Source organism: Trinickia violacea (assembly GCF_005280735.1).
Lineage (GTDB): Bacteria > Pseudomonadota > Gammaproteobacteria > Burkholderiales > Burkholderiaceae > Trinickia_A > Trinickia_A violacea.
On sequence record NZ_CP040078.1, the window covers coordinates 777,143 to 795,947 of the forward strand.

15 protein-coding genes and 2 pseudogenes are annotated in these 18,805 nt (G+C 62.3%); 10 read left to right on the top strand and 7 right to left on the bottom strand.

Annotated features, from left to right (window positions below; genetic code table 11):
• Nucleotides 1–2: 2 nt before the first annotated feature.
• The 7 genes and pseudogenes from FAZ95_RS25540 to FAZ95_RS25570 all read right to left on the bottom strand — a co-directional run bounded on the left by FAZ95_RS25540 (nucleotide 3) and on the right by FAZ95_RS25570 (nucleotide 6,441).
• Nucleotides 3–980, bottom strand: a complete 978-nt coding sequence (locus FAZ95_RS25540) for a M14 family metallopeptidase (protein WP_137335302.1) — start codon at nucleotides 978–980, stop codon at nucleotides 3–5.
• Nucleotides 977–2,449, bottom strand: a complete 1,473-nt coding sequence (locus tag FAZ95_RS25545; protein WP_137335303.1) for an NAD-dependent succinate-semialdehyde dehydrogenase — start codon at nucleotides 2,447–2,449, stop codon at nucleotides 977–979. Before FAZ95_RS25545 ends, FAZ95_RS25540 begins: the two co-directional genes overlap by 4 nt.
• Before the next feature lie 49 nt (nucleotides 2,450–2,498).
• Nucleotides 2,499–2,615: pseudogene (locus tag FAZ95_RS25550) on the bottom strand (tartrate dehydrogenase); the annotation flags it as partial.
• A gap of 269 nt (nucleotides 2,616–2,884) precedes the next feature.
• Complete coding sequence (locus FAZ95_RS25555) at nucleotides 2,885–3,382, bottom strand: Lrp/AsnC family transcriptional regulator (RefSeq protein WP_137335304.1); 498 nt, start codon at nucleotides 3,380–3,382, stop codon at nucleotides 2,885–2,887.
• Nucleotides 3,383–3,425: 43 nt separating this feature from the next.
• Nucleotides 3,426–4,835, bottom strand: coding sequence for an aspartate aminotransferase family protein (locus FAZ95_RS25560; RefSeq protein WP_137335305.1), 1,410 nt, complete (start codon nucleotides 4,833–4,835; stop codon nucleotides 3,426–3,428).
• Between the two features lie 173 nt (nucleotides 4,836–5,008).
• A pseudogene (locus FAZ95_RS25565) lies at nucleotides 5,009–5,460 on the bottom strand (NAD(P)-dependent oxidoreductase).
• A gap of 96 nt (nucleotides 5,461–5,556) precedes the next feature.
• Nucleotides 5,557–6,441: a GNAT family N-acetyltransferase gene (locus FAZ95_RS25570; RefSeq protein WP_137335306.1), complete on the bottom strand. Its 885-nt coding sequence runs from the start codon at nucleotides 6,439–6,441 to the stop codon at nucleotides 5,557–5,559.
• Between the two features lie 241 nt (nucleotides 6,442–6,682).
• Here FAZ95_RS25570 and FAZ95_RS25575 point away from each other — a divergent pair, with 241 nt between their 5' ends.
• From FAZ95_RS25575 to FAZ95_RS25620, 10 genes are all read left to right on the top strand, one after another.
• Entirely contained in the window at nucleotides 6,683–8,161 is a 1,479-nt protein-coding gene (locus FAZ95_RS25575) for an aldehyde dehydrogenase family protein (RefSeq protein ID WP_137335307.1), read from the top strand.
• Nucleotides 8,162–8,367: 206 nt separating this feature from the next.
• Nucleotides 8,368–9,036, top strand: coding sequence for a haloacid dehalogenase type II (locus FAZ95_RS25580; RefSeq protein ID WP_137335308.1), 669 nt, complete (start codon nucleotides 8,368–8,370; stop codon nucleotides 9,034–9,036).
• Nucleotides 9,037–9,067: 31 nt separating this feature from the next.
• Nucleotides 9,068–10,342, top strand: coding sequence for an NAD(P)/FAD-dependent oxidoreductase (locus FAZ95_RS25585; protein ID WP_137335309.1), 1,275 nt, complete (start codon nucleotides 9,068–9,070; stop codon nucleotides 10,340–10,342).
• 27 nt (nucleotides 10,343–10,369) lie between these two features.
• On the top strand, nucleotides 10,370–11,986 hold the full coding sequence (locus FAZ95_RS25590; RefSeq protein ID WP_137335310.1) for an ABC transporter substrate-binding protein: 1,617 nt from the start codon (nucleotides 10,370–10,372) through the stop codon (nucleotides 11,984–11,986).
• Between the two features lie 65 nt (nucleotides 11,987–12,051).
• Entirely contained in the window at nucleotides 12,052–13,008 is a 957-nt protein-coding gene (locus FAZ95_RS25595; RefSeq protein WP_137335311.1) for an ABC transporter permease, read from the top strand.
• Nucleotides 13,005–13,961, top strand: coding sequence for an ABC transporter permease (locus FAZ95_RS25600; RefSeq protein WP_137335312.1), 957 nt, complete (start codon nucleotides 13,005–13,007; stop codon nucleotides 13,959–13,961). Before FAZ95_RS25595 ends, FAZ95_RS25600 begins: the two co-directional genes overlap by 4 nt.
• The gene (locus FAZ95_RS25605; RefSeq protein WP_137335313.1) at nucleotides 13,958–15,787 is read left to right on the top strand and encodes an ABC transporter ATP-binding protein; all 1,830 of its coding nucleotides are present in this window, start codon (nucleotides 13,958–13,960) and stop codon (nucleotides 15,785–15,787) included. The genes FAZ95_RS25600 and FAZ95_RS25605 overlap by 4 nt, the downstream gene beginning before the upstream one ends.
• The gene (locus tag FAZ95_RS25610; RefSeq protein WP_137335314.1) at nucleotides 15,784–16,104 is read left to right on the top strand and encodes a (2Fe-2S)-binding protein; all 321 of its coding nucleotides are present in this window, start codon (nucleotides 15,784–15,786) and stop codon (nucleotides 16,102–16,104) included. The genes FAZ95_RS25605 and FAZ95_RS25610 overlap by 4 nt, the downstream gene beginning before the upstream one ends.
• Nucleotides 16,083–17,486 carry an FAD/NAD(P)-dependent oxidoreductase gene (locus FAZ95_RS25615; protein ID WP_137335315.1) on the top strand — a complete coding sequence of 468 codons (1,404 nt, stop codon included), beginning with the start codon at nucleotides 16,083–16,085 and terminating at the stop codon, nucleotides 17,484–17,486. Before FAZ95_RS25610 ends, FAZ95_RS25615 begins: the two co-directional genes overlap by 22 nt.
• A complete protein-coding gene (locus FAZ95_RS25620; protein ID WP_137335316.1) occupies nucleotides 17,483–18,649 on the top strand; it encodes an NAD(P)/FAD-dependent oxidoreductase in 1,167 nt (388 codons plus the stop codon). Before FAZ95_RS25615 ends, FAZ95_RS25620 begins: the two co-directional genes overlap by 4 nt.
• Nucleotides 18,650–18,805: the final 156 nt, after the last annotated feature.

The following is an 18,805-nucleotide window of genomic DNA, read 5'->3' on the forward strand; positions in this document are numbered from 1 at the left end:
ACTTATTGCGCGTGTGCGATGCGGCGCTCGATCTTGCCGAGCCGCACGACGGTCACGCCCGCCCGTAACTGCCTGAGCGAGGGCATCACGAGCATGCAGTCGGCGTAGGGGGTGCGCACGGCTTCGTCATCCGACCAGCCGATCACGCTGCCCGCTTCGGGAAACACTTCGAGGCCTGTGTAGTTATCCGCGAAACGAAAATCGAGGCTCTTCGCGACGACAGGTTCCGTCACGCGCACGATCAGCATTTCGTCGGGCAGCGGAAGGGTCCACCCGGCAGGCAGGTCCGCCTCATCGACGACACCGGACCGCACGAGAAAGCGCGCCGTTACATCCCGCGCGACTCCGGCGGCGCTCGCTTCCCAGTGCTGTCCGCATTCGATCAGCAGCGCGTTTTTCGCACTTTGCGGATCGCCGAAGCCGTCATAGTCGCGCATGCGGCGTCCATCGGGATGGCCTTCGTCGCAGATCACCGTGGCGGGCGTGCCGAGCTGTTCCGCCAGCGCAATGCCTTTGTCGAGCGGGCCCGCGACGATCAACGGCTTGCTCTTCTCATGCATCGAGTGCAGATCGAGCAGCAGATCGACGGTATCGATCACGGGCCGCATCGCGCGAGCACGGCGCAGTTCGCTCGAATCGAGGGAAGCGTCGTCGAGCGTTTGCGATGTCCAAACGCGGTTGAAGTCCTGATCGACGAAGCGCGCCGCGTCGGGTTTCGACGAATCGAAGCGCGCATACGCATCGACGTTCGCGAACGCGAACGTCAGCTTGCCGCGCCGTGGACGCAACCGGGCGCGCAGCAACGCATCGACGACAATCGCACCGCACACTTCATTGCCGTGCGTGAGCGCATTGATCATCACATGCGGACCGGCGACGCCCGAATCGAACGTATGCACGTACGCAATGCCAGTATCGCTTTTTTCGTGCGCGGAGATGTCTGGAAACGCGAGCTCGATCGGATAGGCGCGCGCGCTCATTCGAGTCCGCCCTGGCAAAGATATTTGATCGACAGATAGTCGTCGAGGCCGTATTTCGAGCCTTCGCGGCCATAGCCGGATTCCTTCACGCCGCCGAACGGTGCCGCTTCGCTCGCGAGCGCGCCTTCGTTGATGCCGACGATGCCCGCTTCGAGCTGCCGCGCAACGCGGTCGATGCGCCGCACGTCCTGGCTATAGAAGTACGACGCGAGGCCGAACGGCGTGTCATTGGAGGCGCGGATCGCCTCGGCTTCGTCGTCGAAACGGGATAGCGGCACGACGGGGCCGAAAGTTTCCTCGCAGCTCAACTGCATGTCGGGCGTCGCGTCGGCGAGTACGGTCGGCGCGTAGTAGTTCGGACCGATTTCGGGCAGACGCTTGCCGCCTGTCATCACGCGCGCGCCGCGGCTCACGGCGTCGTCGACGTGACGCGTAATTTTGTCGATCGCCCGCGCATTGATCATCGGACCAATCTGCGCGGCGGGATCGGTGGCGGGCGCGACCTTGAGCGCGGCGACGCGCGTCGCCAGCAGATCCGCAAAACGCTCGTACACGCCCGACTGCACATAGACGCGGTTCGGGCACACACAGGTCTGCCCGCCGTTGCGGAACTTCGCGGCCATCAGGCCCGTGACGGCGGCATCGAGATCGGCGTCGTCGAACACGATGAACGGTGCATTGCCGCCCAGTTCCAGCGACAGCTTCTTCAGCGTTTCAGCGGATTCGCGCGCGAGATATTTGCCGACAGGCGTCGAGCCCGTGAACGTGATCTTGCGCACGCGGCTGTCGGCGAGCCAGTCGGCGACGGTGGGCATCGCGTTGTCGCGCGATGCCGAGATCAGATTCAGCACGCCCGGCGGCACGCCTGCCTCGTGGGCGAGCATCGTGAGCGCGAGCGCGGTGAGGGGCGTATCTTCGGCGGGCTTGCCGACGACGGTGCAGCCCGCCGCGAGCGCGGGTGCGATCTTGCGAGCGATCATCGCGAGCGGGAAATTCCACGGCGTGATTGCGGCGACGATGCCGATGGGCTCCTTCACAGCGCTCATGCGCTTGCCGCGCTGCTGCTGCGGAATGATGTCGCCGTAGATGCGCGCCGCTTCGTCTGCGAACCACGCGACGTACGACGCGCCGTACATCACTTCGGCACGTCCTTCCGCAAACGGCTTGCCCTGCTCGAGCGAGATCAGTCCGCCAAGCGCGTCCGCGTTCTCGACCATCAGCGCATGCCAGCGATGCAGCACGGCTGCGCGATCCTTGGGCAGCGTGTCGCGCCATGTGGGGAAGGCGCGGGCGGCAGCATCGGTGGCGGCACGCGCGTCGGCGGCGACGCTGTCGGCGACCTGCGCGATCACTTCGCCCGTCGCCGGATTCGTGACGTAGAAGCGCTTGCCGCTCGTAGCGGCGACCCATTGGCCGTCAATGAAATTGTCGCTGCGGATCAGTTCGCTCAACTCGTATCGCTTTGTCACTAGAACACTCCTTTGCAGTTCAAGCGGGGCGCGTCACGCGAGTCGATGCGTCGAGGCCGATGCCGTAGCACTCGCTGACGGCGTCGAGCGCGCGCAGCGTTTCGGGCATCACTTCCTTTCCGATGCCATCGCCGGGCATCACTTCGATGCGATAGTTGCGGGTCATATTCGTCTCCTCTTCCAGTGTTCGCGAATGGTTGGGTTTCATACCCGTGCACAGTTGAAAGGCGTGGTTTCTTGAGGGCAATGCGTAAGGAGGTAACGTTCACGACGACGACGGACGGCGCCGAGCCGCGAGAAGGCGCTTATCGATGAGCTGTGAAGCGACGCTTCAAAGTCAGACTGGCGCGCAGTCGGTCTCCTCGCGGAGTGCGTGTCCGGGGCGACGCCTAAATAGGTGACCTGGTTGCTTGACCGTCAAGACGATTTGCCATCCTAATGATGGTTTTGCGAGAAGAGTGATTCGAGGGGATACTGGGTCTTCAGGAACGCGGTTTTGATGATGACGTAGCTGAAGTACTTCTCGATGCCGATATCGCGCTCCAGTAGCCCTTCAATGATGCTCTGATAGTGGCTGACACTGCGTGTGACAAACTTCAGCAGATAGTCGTAACCACCGCTCGCCAGATGGCATTCGACGATCTCGTCGACGTCCTTGATCGCGTTGACGAAGTTGACGAAGTCATCGCGGCGATGGTCGGCAAGCGTCACCTCGGTGAATACGAGCTGCAGGTCGCCGAGCTTTTCGAACTGGATCTGCGCGCCATATCCGACAATATAGCCAGCTCTCTCCAGACGCTTGACGCGTATCAGGCATGGACTCGCCGACAGCCCGACTGCGTCGGCGAGCTCGATGTTCGTGATACGCCCTCGCTTTTGCAGTTGCGAGAGGATGCGCAGATCGATTCGGTCCAGCTTGCAGTCGGTACTCATCGTGATTCAGTCGCGTCCGCATGTCGAGGTTCGGTCGATGCTATCAAGCGGCCGCACGACGGTTGGATTCGATCTGCCCCTTAAGCGCGGCGCGGACATCAGCTTGCGCAAGCACTTCATCGAGCGTCTTTTCGAGGCGCTCGAACAGCATGTCGAACTCGCTTTCCGTGTAGCACAGCGCGGGCGCAAAGCCGAGGATGTTGTCGCCGAATGCGCGAAACACGAGACCGTTGCCGTACGCGGCGGCGGCGATGCGGTCAGGCAGTTTCAGCGACGCGTCGAAGCCCTGCCTCGTGTCCTTGTCCGACACGAGTTCGAGCGCGCCGAGCAGACCTCGATGCCGCGAATCGCCGACGAGCGGATGCGCAAGCAACGCGTCGAGCCCTTGCGCGAAGCGCGGCGCGCGAGCGATGCCGTTCGCGAGCAACCCGCCTTCATGATAGAGGCGCATGACTTCGAGTCCGATCGCAGCGCTCACCGGGTGTGCCGAGTACGTATGCCCGTGGCCGATCGCCGCCGACACGTCGCTGCCGTCGGCGATGCCCTGATAGACGGCATCCGACATCAGCACCGCGCCCATCGGCGCATAGCCCGCCGTGAGGCCCTTGGCGACGGTCATCAGGTCCGGCTCGACGCCTTCCGCTTCGCACGCGAAGAGCGGCCCCGTCCGGCCGAAACCCGTAATCACTTCGTCGGCGACGAACAGGATGCCGAGCTTGCGGCAAGCTTCGCGCATCGCCTTCAACCATCCGACGGGCGGCACGATCACGCCGCCCGAGCCCTGGATCGGCTCGCAGAAGAACGCGGCGACGTTGTCCGCGCCGAGCGCTTCGACCTTGGCTTCGAGAGCGGCGACGGATGCGGCGATCAGCGCGTCGTCGTCGGCGTAATCGTTGCGGTACGCGTAGGGCGACGGAATGTGATGCTGCGTCGGCAGTGGCACATCGAAGTTGCGGTGGAACGCGGGCAGCGCGGTCAGCCCCGCGCCGATCGCCGACGAACCATGATAGCCACGTTGCAGCGCGATGATGTGTTTCTTCGACGGGCGGCCCGTCGCGTTGTAGTAGTGCGTGATGAAGCGTAGCGCGGAGTCGACGGCATCCGATCCGCCCAGCGTGAAGTACACGTGCTGCAGCGACGCGGGCGACAGTTCGACGAGCTTCGCCGCGAGTTGGATGGCGGGCTCAGAGCCGAAGTGAAAGTAGCCCGTCGCGTAGGGCAGGCGAGCCATCTGCTTCGCGGCCGCATCGACGATGCTCTGATGGCCGTAGCCGGTGTTTACGCACCAGAGGCCTGAAAATGCGTCGAGCAGCGCGTTGCCGTCGATGTCGCGCAGGAACACGCCCTGCGCGGATTCGAGGACAGTTACGCCACGCGCTTCATGCGCGCGATAGCTAACGACGGGGTGGATCAAATGCCTACGGTCGGCTTCGATGAGCGATGGGATAGACATGGTGCAGTTCTCTTTTAAGAGTAGGCGTTGGACCATTTCAATATTACGTGAGAGCCCCATCCACTGCTTCGCAAAATCAGTCATGGAAAAACGAAAAAGCGGCTTTTTATAGGCTACGTACAACATTTTGTGCTTGCGTTCGACTTTGATAGGGAAGTACGGATTCCATATCGTTAGTAGCCAAGGCTGCGGTCAACTTGCCCAAGCATCGGCAAGCCGTCACGATGACGGCGGATGTTGTCCAGCACCACATCCACGGCCGTCTCGGGCCGCGTCGCGCTAGCGATATGCGGCGTGATCCGCACGCGCGGATGCGTCCAGAAAGGATGCGACTCGGGCAACGGCTCGGGATTGGTCACGTCGAGGATCGCGTTCTGCAGTCGAGCGCATCGAGCGCATCGAGCAGATCGAACTGGTCGATGCCTGCGCCCACCGAAAAGATTACTTCGAGATTCGGCAGCGTGCGCGCCGGGTCCTCGGGCGGCTGCCACGCGGCGAGATAGCTGACCGATGCCGGATCGCCAATGTCGGGCCAAAGGCGAAACGGAATGTCGGGTGCTTTCTGCGCAAAGAGGCGTGCCCATTGCTTACCGCGGTCAGGATCGGCCTTGTAGAGTAGTGTCATGTTTTGGTCCGGCTCTTGAGCGGTTTGTCCTGGCAAAGAGGCATCAGGATTGTTAATTAAGTGAGGGCTGCCAGGTCAGAAGGGCATGATCGTCAACTAGCAGACGGCCTGATTAACGATGCCGAATTGTCGAACGGATGCATCAGCGGGAAGCGTACCGTTGCGTGCCATTTTCACAACGGTACCCGCGCTTGCAAGTCCGAGTCCTTCCAGCCATTCCGAGAGTCGGCACTCATGAGGCGTGTCAATACGTACGAATGCGCCCGCGTTCAGCGCGAGCCAGTAACTGATTAACGCCTTGGCACGGCAAGAGTCGTCGGACTCCGGCGCGACGACGGGGCCGATCGCGAAACCGGGTCCGAAGCGTCGGAAAAGCGCGAAGCCAATGAGATCGCCATCACGGGCGAGCGCGATCCCTTCGGAAACTTCGAGAAGCGCAGGCAGGAGCGTGCCGCGGTCCAGGCCGCTAGCACGGGACGCGAGATCGATCAGGCGCGCAGTATCGTTCGAGCCGAGCGGGCGAAGCCTCTCGCCTTGTGGGAGCGAAACAAGTGGCAACTGGAATGCGGTTCCCTGGTGCTGATGGATTGTTCCAATCGCTTCGAAGCCGAGCTTCTTATACAGCGGCTGGCCCTCTGTTGTGGCGTGAAGAATGACCGTCCTCTCGCCGAGTTCTTCCATCAGAAGTTCCATGAGCTTTCGTCCGATTCCCTGACCTTGGTGCTGCGGAGACACAATCAACATTCCGAGCGATGCGCGATCAGGCCCGTACTTCCAGCAGAGCCCCGTGCCAACCAGTGTTCCGCCGCCATCCTGCGCGACGAATCCCTTGCCCACCTGAGCGACAAATTGCCAGTCCTCCAGGCGATGAGGCCAACTGAGCTCGCTCGAAAGTGCGCGCGCTGCGGCGGCGTCCTCGAGTGAAAAAGGACGGTAGACAATTGCGCGACTCGCGACCTCGGATTCGTTTCGGCCGGACATGCCTTTCTCCTTAGCTAGGTGCTCACGCCCAAACTCTCGCATTGCCTTACTCCGTTGTCCATAACGTTGAGAGGGTGCACGCTAAATCGACGCAAACTGCAGTGTCGACGCGCTAAAAACGCTCTGGATCTGCTAAATCGCGCTTTTAGTCAACGAGTTCTTTTAGGCGGTCAGCGGTACGATTTCCACCTGAGACATAGCGCAAAATCAACGTCAGATGCATGAGTCAAAAGGACACGAAATGGACAGCTTCGATCCCGGCCAAGTAGCGGTGCGTTCGGGGCATTTCATCGGCGGAAAACATGTCGAGGAGGGCGCGCAGAAGCTACAGGTGGTTCGGCCCTCGGATGGGGTTGCATATGCGTCGATACCAGTGGCCAGTGCTGAAATGACGGATCGTGTTATCGAGAATGCGTGGTCCGCCTGGCGTGCGAGCGGCTGGGGACAATCTGCACCGCGCGAACGCGCAAGTGTCTTGCGACGCTTTGCTGACCTTGTTGCTGCAGATGCCGAGACGCTGGCGCCGCTGGAGGCGCTTGGCTCGACCCGCCCGATTCGCGAGGCGAGAGCCTGGGATGTGCCCTTCACAGCCGAGGGCATCCGCTTCTACGCCGAGTTCGCCGACAAGATCGGCGGCGATGTCGCCGCGACTGATCACGACCACCTCGGTATGACGATAGCGGAACCTTACGGAGTGGTCGGCGCGATCGCGCCGTGGAATTTTCCCCTGGTGATGGCTTCGTGGAAGCTTGCACCGGCACTCGCGGCGGGAAATGCAGTCGTGTTGAAGTCCTCGGAGGCGACGCCGTTTTCGGTGCTGCGCCTCGCGGAGCTGGCCGTCGAAGCGGGCGTGCCAGCGGGTGTTTTCAACGTGATACAGGGCGACGGTCACACGACCGGCGATGCCCTTGTGCGTCATCCGCATATCTCGAAAGTGACGTTCACCGGGTCCACGCGCACGGGAGCCGCGATCATGGCGGCATGCGCTCAATCAGGCACGAAGCCGGTTACCTTGGAACTGGGCGGGAAGAGTCCCCAGATTGTCTTTGCGGATGCCCCGCGGCTCGACGACGTGGCGCGTCGCATTGCGACAGCGGTGGCAGGCAACGCTGGCCAGGTGTGTGTCGCGGGATCACGTCTACTGGTCGAGCGGTCAATCGCGGACGACCTGGCCGAGCGGATCGCGTGCATCTTCGCCGAACGTAAGGCGGGCGCGACATGGTCGCACGGCACGACTCTCTCGCCGATCATCTCCGCGGCCCAGGCGGCGCGCATCGAATCGATTGTGCGGCGCACAGTAGCTGGCGGCGCCACCGTGCTTTGCGGAGGGCGTCGCGCGGAGGGGGAATGGGGCGGAGCATTCTATTCGCCAACCATTCTCCGCAACGTCAATGAGCAATCCGAAGCGGTGCGGGAGGAGGTGTTTGGCCCCGTTCTGACACTTCAGACGTTTGATACAGAAGAAGAAGCGCTGGCGCTGGCCCAGCACCCCGACTATGGCCTGGCGGCAGGTGTGCACACCGCGGATCTGGGTCGTGCACTGCGCTTCGTGCGCGCTATCGAAGCGGGAACCGTATGGGTGAATCGCTACGGGAGAACCAGCGATTTCATGATTCCAACGGGCGGCTACAAGCGCTCCGGCATTGGAAAGGATCTTGGGCGGCAGGCATATGAAGCGAATCTGCGTTTCAAAAGCGTCCTGATCGACATGCGGTCATGAACGGGCCAAAAAACTAACGGCAGCAGGGCGTGCGCTGGCCGCAGCAGACTGTGCTGTTTCAGTCTTTTATAAAGCGTTGAGGCCACGTTTTGCCGAACAGATTCGACGACATCTTCTTCTTCGCAATGCTTAAATTCTGTTCAGGAATACTTCCTGATTTCGCCACTGGACCCCACGCGGGTTCCTAATACGATAGGACTGACACCATGATCGATTTCGAGCCAAAGTACATCACGTTCGACTGCTACGGCACGTTGACGAAATTCCGCATGGGCGACATGGCCCGCGAGATGTACGGCAATCGCCTTCAAGGCGCCGAACTGGAGCAATTCGTCGCGTTCTTCTCGGGCTATCGCCGCGACGAAGTGCTGGGTGCATGGAAGCCGTATCGCGACGTGATCGTCAATGCCGTTCGCCGCGCCTGCAAGCGCATGAACGTCGAGTTCAATGAAGCGGAAGCCGAAAAGTTCTACCTCGCCGTGCCGACGTGGGGTCCGCACCCGGACGTGCCGGAAGGCCTCTCCCGTCTCGCGAAGAAATACAAGCTCGTGATCCTGTCGAACGCATCGGACGACCAGATCCAGAGCAATGTTGACAAGCTCGGCGCACCCTTCCACCGCGTGTTCACTGCCCAGCAGGCCCAGTCATACAAGCCGCGCATGCAGGGATTCGAGTACATGTTCGACCAGCTGAACTGCAACCCGGAGGACGTGCTGCATGTGTCGTCGAGCCCTCGCTACGATCTGATGACGGCGCATGACATGGGCATCAAGCACAAGGCGTTCGTCAAGCGCGGCCACGAACCGGATGCGCCGTACTACGAGTACTATGAAGTCGACACCATCGGCGATCTGGCAACGCAACTCGGCCTGTGATCCACTGCTTCCACTTATGCAAGGACAGCCGATGAAACTCGACTCCTACTGGCTCGACACCGCGCCTGCCGGCATTCAGGCTTGCGAGGGTCCCGTCAATGGACATGTGGACGTCGCTGTGATCGGCGGCGGTTTCACCGGACTGTCTGCTGCGCTCGCGCTCGGCAAGCGCGGCGCGGCGGTTGCGGTGCTCGACGCCGGACGCATCGGCGGCGGCGCGTCGGGGCGCAATGGCGGCCAATGCAACACGGGCGTCGCGCAGGACTATGCGACGCTGCGCGAGCAACTGGGCGTCGAGCGCGCCCGAGGCTGTTATCTCGCGTATGCGGCCGCCGTCGAGACCGTTGAGCGGCTGATTCGCGAAGAGCGCATCGATTGCGATTACCTTGCGTCGGGCAAGCTGAAGCTCGCAGCGAAGCCGCATCATCTCGCACATCTCGAACGTACGGCCGAACTGATCAGCCGCGAAGTTGATCCCGATGTCGAGATCGTTCCTCGCGGGCGCATTCGCAGCGAAGTCGAGTCGGACAGTTTTTTTGGCGGCCTGCTGCATAAGCACGGCGGGCAGATGCACATGGGCAAGTTCGCGGTTGGTCTGGCGAATGCGGCCGTCCGCCAGGGGGCGAGGCTGTTTGAACATGCTGAGGTAACGTCCATCGGCAAGTACGGCAGCGTATATCGCATCGAGTCCGCGCGCGGCTCGTTGCATGCGCAGCAGGTGTTGATCGCGACAGGCCCATCGCGACACGGGCCCTTCGGCTGGTACCGGCGTCGAATGGCCCCGGTTGGATCGTTCATCATTGTGACGGAACCCTTGCCCGCCGAGGACCTCGCGCGGCTGTTGCCGAATCGACGCTCCTACACGACGAGCCGTCTGATGCATAACTACTTCCGTGTCACGCCCGATTCCCGTCTGCTGCTCGGTGGACGCGCGCGCTTCACGGCATCGGAGCAGCCGTCGGATGAAAAAAGTGGTCGTATTCTGCAGGCGAATCTGGCGCAAATCTTCCCGGGCCTTGGCAACGCGCGCATCGACTATTGCTGGGGTGGACTCGTCGATATCACGGCTGACCGTCTGCCACGCGCGGGACAACACGACGGTATTTACTTTTCGATGGGTTACAGCGGCCACGGCACGCAGATGTCGACGCACATGGGCCAGGTGATGGCCGATGTTATATCCGGAAACCCAGAAGCCAACCCATGGCGCGACTTCGACTGGCCCGCCATTCCAGGGCATACGGGCAAACCATGGTTTCTGCCGCTCGTCGGCGCCTATTTCCGGATCAAAGACGTCTTTTATTGACGAATTACTCCCTCGCGGAGGAGACAAATGCACAAGATAAATATGCCCGATGCTGCCGCCGGTGTCGGAGCTGAGCTCGAACAACTCACCGGCAAAGGCCTGTCGCGGCGCAATCTGCTTCGCGCGATGGCGGCAGGGGGAATGCTGTCGATGACCGGCACGGGATTGCTCGCGGCGAGCGGGTCGGCATTTGCCCAACAGAATCCAAAAAAGGGCGGCAAGATTCGCGTCGCGACTCAATCCGCATCCACTGCCGATACGCTGGACCCCGCGAAGGGCGCGTTGAGTACGGACTACGTGCGCGCCAACATGTTCTACAACGGTCTGACGGAACTCGACTCGCATCTCGGCGCAAAAATGGCGCTCGCAGAATCGCTGGAATCGAAGGATGCGACCGTGTGGGTCGTCAAGCTGCGCAAGGGCGTACAGTTCCACGACGGTAAGGCGCTGGCCCCCGCCGACGTAGTCTATTCGATCATGCGCCATAAAGACCCGGCGACCGCCTCGAAGGCGAAGACGCTCGCTGACCAGATCAAGGACGCGAAGGCGACGGGTGCGAACGAAGTGACGATCACGCTGGAAGGGCCGAACGCCGACCTGCCGGTGATTCTCGCGACCTCGCACTTCATGATCATCAAGGACGGTACGAAAGATTTCAAGACGGCCGTCGGCACCGGTCCGTTCAAGCTCAAGGAATTTTCGCCGGGCGTACACACCGTCGGCGTGCGCAACGAGACGTACTGGAAGACCGGCCTCCCGCATCTTGACGAGATCGAACTCATCGGCATCGGTGATGAACCGGCACGCGTCAACGCGTTGCTTTCCGGTGACGTGCAATTGATCAACGCAGTGACGCCCAATTCGGCGCAGCAGATCAAGGGGTCGCCCGGGTTTTCCGTGCTCGAGACGAAAACGGGCCAGTACACCGACCTGATCATGCGCGATGAAGGCGGCATTACGGGCAACGAGGATTTCCGCCAAGGCATGATGTACCTGTTAGACCGTGAGCAGATCCTCCGCGCGGCTTTTCGCGGCTACGGAGCAATCGGTAACGACCAGCCTATTGATCCGACGAACAAATACTACTTTGCGGGTCTGCCGCAGCGGACCTTTGATCCTGACAAGGCAAAATTCCATTTCCAGAAGGCAAAGCTTGGCGGAACGCCGCTGCAAGTTTACGCGTCGCCGGCGGCCACCGGATCGGTCGAAATCGCGATGCTGCTACAGGCGGCAGCGCCGCAGGCAGGGCTCAACCTCCAGGTGAGCCGCGTTCCGGCGGACGGCTACTGGTCGAACCACTGGATGAAGCATCCGCTCAGCTTTGGCAACGTCAACGCACGGCCGAGCGCAGACGTGCTCTTCACGCAGTTCTTCAAGTCCGACGCGCCATGGAATGAAGCGAACTGGAAGAACCCGAAATTTGACCAGATGCTCATCGCCGCACGGGGCGAACCCGACGAGGCGAAGCGAAAAAAGATCTATGGCGACATGCAGGTGCTCGTACACGAAACCGGCGGGATTGGTATTCCTCTGTTCGTGAGCTCACTCGACGGCCATACGACCCGGCTGAAAGGACTCGGCTCCATTCCGCTCGCTGGCCTGATGGGCTTCACGTTTGCGGAACACGTCTGGCTCGAGTCCTGACCTGCTATTTCTTCTGTCGTGCCGCTGCTCGCGGCGTACATTTCTATTCAGGAGGCGTTTCTCGTATGAAAGCAAACGCGCAACGACTCATCGCCGCCCGCCTCGGCTTCGCGCTGGTCACGCTGCTGCTGGTGTCCGCTATCGTGTTCGCGATCACCGGCCTGCTGCCCGGCGACGCAGCGCAGCAGGCACTCGGCCAGGCGGCGACGCCAGAACAGGTGGAAGTCTTGCGTCACCAGTTTGGGCTTGATCAGCCCGCGCTGCAGCGCTATTTCCAGTGGCTCTTTCATCTGGCAAGCGGCAGCTTCGGCACCTCGCTGTCGAACAACATGCCCGTGAGCGAGCTGATCGCCACGCGCCTGCCGAATACGCTCATGCTCGCAGGGCTGACGGCCGCCGTGTCGGTGCCCGTCGCACTAGCGATCGGTATCTTGTCGGCGATGTATCGTGGTTCGCTGCTCGACCGCGTGCTCAACGTGCTCACTTTGTCGACCGTCGCCGTACCCGAATTCCTCATCGCGACCATCGCTGTGCTGATCTTCGCCGTCAAGCTGCGCTGGCTGCCGGCGCTCTCGTATCTGTCGGAGGTCACGTCGTTCAGCGCACTAGTGCGTATCTATGCCATGCCCGTGATGACGCTGTGCTGCGTGATCGTGGCGCAGATGGCGCGCATGACCCGCGCGGCGGTGCTCGATCAACTGAGTGCGTCATACGTCGAGATGGCTGTGCTCAAGGGCGCGTCGCCGGTACGCATTGTGTTGCGCGATGTGCTGCCCAACACGATCGGCCCGATCGCCAATGCGGTCGCCCTGAGTTTGTCCTACCTGTTCGGCGGCGTCGTGATCGTCGAATCGATCTTCAACTATCCGGGGCTCGCGAGCCTGATGGTCGACGCCGTGACGAATCGCGACATGCCGCTGGTGCAAGGATGCGTAATGGTGTTTTGCGCAGCGTATCTCGCGCTCGTACTCATTGCCGACCTCTGTCAGATCATCTCCAATCCGAGGCTGCGTCAACGATGAACCGACCCGACACACCCCACGCGAGGACCGTTTTTTATGCGGTGCCCGATGAAGAAACCCCTGCTGGTACCGAAGCGTTTCAGGAGACGTCCGCCGCGGTGCCTGTTGCAAAGCGTGGTCCGCTGCGCCGTTTCGCGAGCCGCTTCTCGCTGCTTGGCCTGATAGGCCTCGTCATCGTCGTGTTCTGGCTCGGCGTCGCGTTTATCGGGCCGCTGGTTGCGCCGTACAAGGGGGGCGCGGTAACGTCGACGGAGGTGTTCGGGGCGTATAGCGCGGCACATCTGTTCGGCACCGATTACCTGGGCCGCGATATGCTGAGTCGCGTTCTCTATGGCACGCAGTACACCGTGGGACTCGCGCTGGCATCGACGGTGCTCGCCAGTTGCATCGGCACGTTCTTCGGGCTGGTTGCTGCCGTGTCCGGGAGGTGGGTCGACGAAATACTGAGCCGACTGTTTGACGCGCTGATCTCAATTCCGAGCAAGATCCTGGCGCTCGTCATCATCGCCGCATTCGGTTCGTCGGTGCCGATGTTGATCATGGTCGCCGCGCTCGCGTACATTCCGGGTGCGTTTCGCATCTCGCGTTCCCTCGCTGTCAACCTGATGACGCTCGAATACGTGCAGGTCGCGAAAGCGCGCGGCGAAGGGCTGTTCTACATCGCGCGCGTCGAGGTGCTGCCCAACATGATTCATCCGATGCTCGCAGATTTCGGCCTGCGCTTCGTGTTCATTGTGTTGCTGCTTAGCGGCTTGAGCTTCCTTGGCCTTGGTGTGCAGCCGCCGAATGCCGACTGGGGTTCGCTGGTGCGCGAGAACATCAGCGGGCTCGCGCAAGGCGCGCCTGCCGTGCTGATGCCCGCCATTGCGATTGCAACGCTGACGGTCGGCGTGAATCTGCTGATCGACAGCCTTCGCCGTCATGGCGCGCGCGCTCATGGAGGCGGCCAATGAACATGATCGAAGTCAAAGGCCTGCGCGTGGTAGCTGGCGAGGAGCCCGACCCGGTCGTCGAGATCGTCAAGGGTGTCGATTTCTGTGTGAAAAAAGGTGAGGTGCTCGCGCTTATCGGCGAGTCGGGGTCGGGCAAAACGACGATTGCGCTTTCGTTGCTCGGGCACGCGCGCGGCGGCTGTTCGATTGCAGGCGGCTCAGTGAAGATCGGAGGCGTCGAAGTGCTGTCACTCGATGCAGCCGGACGCCGCGCGTTGCGCGCGCGCATGGTCGCTTACGTCGCACAAAGCGCGGCCGCGGGCTTCAACCCCGCCCGCACGATTATGGACCAGGTGACGGAGCCGGCGCTGCTGCACAAGCTGATGACGCCCGCTGCCGCACGCGAGAAAGCCATCGGACTTTTCCGCTCCCTTGCATTGCCGTCGCCCGAGACGATCGGGACACGCTATCCGCATCAGGTGTCGGGTGGCCAGTTGCAGCGGCTGATGGCTGCGATGGCGCTGATCACCGATCCCGCCGTCGTCGTTTTCGACGAACCGACGACGGCGCTCGACGTCACCACGCAGATCGAAGTGCTCGCTGCGTTCAAGAAAGTGATCCGCGAACTGGGCACGACAGCTGTCTATGTGTCGCATGATTTGGCTGTGGTCGCGCAGATGGCGGACCGCATCGTCGTGCTCAACGGCGGCACGGTGCGCGAAAACGGCACGACGGTTCAGGTACTCGATGCGCCCGCCGACGACTACACTCGGCAGTTGCTCGCGGCGACACGCCGTCCGGAACCGGAGCTCGCGGGACCGGCCACCGATGCGTCGCCACCGCTGCTCGAGGTGCGCAATCTGAACGCGGGTTACGGGCGCATCGACGCCAACGGTGTCCCTGCTGTATGTGTGCTCGACAACGTGAGTCTGCGTATTGCGCGCGGCAGTGCGCTTGGCGTGATTGGCGAATCGGGTTCAGGCAAGACAACACTGGCGCGCGTGGTGGCGGGTCTCGTCGATCGTGCCCGCGGTGAAGTGCTGCTCGACGGCAAGCTGCTCCCAGCGAAGCTGTCAGAGCGCACACTCGACCAGTACCGGCGGGTGCAAATCGTGTTCCAGAACGCGGATACGGCGCTCAATCCGAGCCGCACGATCGCCGATATTCTCGCGCGGCCGATGAACTTCTATCACGGCCTGCGCGGCGCGGCGGCGCACAAGCGGATGCTCGAACTGCTCGATCTGGTGAAACTTCCGGCATCTATTGCGAAGCGCCAGCCCGGCGGTCTGTCGGGCGGCCAGAAGCAGCGCGTAAATCTGGCACGTGCGCTTGCGGCCGACCCCGCGTTGATTCTCTGCGACGAAGTCACCTCCGCACTGGATACCGTGGTTGGCGCGGCAATCCTGGATCTGCTCGCAGAACTGCGGCGCGAGCTGGGGGTGTCGTACATGTTCATCAGCCACGACATTTCGACGGTTCGCGCAATCTGCGATGACGTAATGGTGCTCTATGCCGGTCAATGCGTGGAAGCCGGCCAGCGCGATGTGCTGGCCGCGCCACCCCACCATCCGTACACGGGGCTGCTGGTCGATTCCGTGCCCGCGCTGCGCCCGGGCTGGCTCGACTCGCGGCGCGCGCTCACAGGCGGGCCCTTGCCGTCGATGGGGCCCGCCAGCGAGTCGGCTGAGCTTTGCAGTTTTCGCGCGCGTTGTCCTATGCGCATCGACGGCAAATGCAACGTCACGCCCCCGTCTGCCACGAAGCTCCCTTCCGGCGCTGTGATCCTTTGCCATCGCTCTGCCGCGGAACTCGCGCTCGCGCAGAAAGCCGATCCGGTGACCGCATGACCGCGCGTTTCGTGAGAGTCGCGGAGACAGCGCGCAAGACCTTTGAAATAGCCGTCGACGGGGATACCGTTCAGGCGGCCGAAGGCGACATGCTGCTGGTTGCGCTATTGACGGCGCAAGACACGTTGCGTGATTCCGAGTTCGGCGATGGCCGCCGGGCGGGCTTCTGCCTGATGGGAGCGTGCCAGGACTGCTGGGTCTGGACCGCGCAGGGCGAGCGCGTACGGTCGTGCACGACGCCTGCGATGCCAGGCATGTCGATCATCACGCGGGTCGAGCTAGTCGGGGAGGGCGTATGGCCACGACTGCAGAAGTAAAGCGCCCAATAGTCGTAGTCATTGGCGCCGGACCGGCGGGTGTGCGTGCCGCTCAGGCGCTGGTCGAAGCGGGGCTGCGTCCTACAGTGATCGATGAAGGGCGCCGCGACGGTGGCCAGATCTATCGGCGCCAGCCCGAAGGCTTCTCGCGCTCATACGAAATGCTGTATGGCACCGAGGCCACGCGGGCGGCGTCCTTGCATCGCGACTTCGATGCGCTGCGCGCGCAGATCGACTATCTGCCTGATACGCTCGTGTGGAATATCGGCCCAAATGCTGTGCACGTCGTAAGCGGCACGCGTTATCGGCAGATCGCGTTCGATTCGCTGATCATCTGCAGTGGCGCAACCGATCGCCTGATGCCTGTTCCTGGCTGGCATTTCGCGGGCACCTACGCTCTGGGGGGCGCACAGGTCGCGCTGAAGTCTCAGGGCTGCGCTATTGGGGCGCGAGTTGTAATGATGGGGACAGGGCCGCTGCTGTATCTGGTGGCCGCGCAGTACGTCAAGGCGGGCGCAACGGTGAGCGCCGTGCTCGATACATCTACATTCGCGCAACGATTGCGCGCGTTGCCCCAGTTGCTCGCGGTGCCTTCGACATTGAGCAAGGGCATCGCGCTGATGCGTGCCTTGCGCCGTGCCCGCGTGCCGGTTCGGCGCGGCGTGACACCTCTCGCAATCAGTGGTTCGCCAGAGCATGGCGTAACCGGCGTTCGCGTCAAGCTTGCCAACGGCGAGACGTTCGACGTGGCGTGCGAAGCCGTCGCGCTCGGCTATCACCTGCGTCCGGAAACGCAGCTTGCCGATCTCGCCGGCTGCAGCTTCCGTTTCGATGCTGGAACGCGGACATGGCTTCCCGAGATCGACGAGGACGGCCGCAGCAGCGTCACGGGAATCTATCTGGCGGGCGACGGGGCACGCGTGCGCGGAGCTGACGCCGCCGAGCACGCGGGTCGGCTCGCCGCACTGGCCGCACTGCATGACGTGGGTATCGAACGGCAGGGCGCCGCCAAGCTGCGCGCCGAGCTCGCGCGCTTGACGCGCTTCGCGGCCGGCTTGCGCGCGGCGTTTCCGTGGCCCGCCCGTTTCGCGGCGGCGCTGCCCGACGACACCATCATATGCCGCTGTGAGGCAATCACGGCAGGCGAATTGCGGCATGTCGTTCGTGCGATGGGCGCGACGGAAGCGAACCGCGCGAAGGCGTTTTCACGCGTCGGCATGGGCCGCTGCCAGGGGCGGTACTGCTCGCACGCAGGTGCTGAAGTCATCGCAGCCGAAGCGCGCGTGCCATTGGAAGCAGTCGGGCGATTGCGTGGTCAGGCGCCCGTCAAGCCGCTGCCTATGGCGCTTGAAGCGGAGCCCAAAATGGAGGACGTACGATGAACCGATACGCCGATGTGATTGTTATTGGCGGCGGCATCATGGGTGCGTCGACGGCTTTCTTCCTGCGCAGGCGCATGCGATCGGTCATCCTGATCGAACGCGGCCTGATCGGACAGCAGGCGAGCGGCACAAACTTTGGTGGTGTGCGTCGGCAGGGTCGATCTTTGCCGCAGCTTGCAATAGCCAATCGCGCGCTGGATATCTGGTACCGCACCCGGGAACTGCTGGAAGAGGACGTTGAATTTCTGCCCTCTGGTCACACGCGGGTTTGCTACCACGCGCATGATGCTGAATATTTTCACCGTTATGCCGATGAGGCGCGTGCGTTTGGCTTGGACCTCGACGTGCTGGAGGGTGAAGCCATGTTCAGGCGCTTCCCTTTTCTGGGGCGAGAAGTTCTGGCCGCTTCCATATCACCGCTCGACGGGCATGCCAATCCGCGGATCGCATCACCAGCGTTCGCGCGCGCTGCCATGCGGCTCGGCGCACAGATCGTCGAAAATACCGACATCGTGAGCGTAGAGAAGGACGGCGCTGAGTTTCGGGTACAGAGCGGGGCAGGTGAAACCTATCGCGCAGCGAGGGTGGTTATCTGTGCGGGCGCGTGGGCGAACGCGCTCACCCAACAGTTCGGCGAGCCTGTGCCGATGACGGCGCGTGGTCCCCAGATGGCCGTCACGGAGCCGGTACCCTATGTATTTCGCTCATCGATGGGCGTCTATACGTCGATCAAGGAAGAGAGCGTCTATTTCCGGCAGATCCCGCGAGGCAACATCGTGCTCGGCGGCGGCCCGCCAGGTCCCGCCGATGCCGTCACGCGAAGGGCGTCTGTACTGCCGGAAAACACGGTGCAACAGTTGGCGCAGTTCCGTCGTCTTGCGCCCGCGCTGGCCCACCTGAACGTCATCCGCGTTTGGAGTGGCGTCGAGGGTTACCTTGCCGACGGGGAACCGGTGATCGGTCCAAGTTCGAAGGTGGACGGTCTTTTCTACGCATTTGGGTTCAGTGGCTCAGGGTTTCAGATCGGACCAGGCGTGGGGGAAACGCTCGCGGAGTTGATCGATACCGGGCGCACCCCGATCCCGCTCGACACATACTCGATCGATCGGTTTGCCGCGCTACCTGCCACTGATGCACCCGCAGCCATCCAGTGCGACGCCTGACCGGCCAGACGCTCCACTCAACGGAATGAAGGAAGGCTGGTCTTCGCTGCCACGCGCCTTTTTGTGATGCGACCGCCAACGCACGAGGCTGACGATTCGATAAGAGACATTGTCCGCCAGCCACGTCTTTCACCCGAAGAGATCACGGGAACAAAG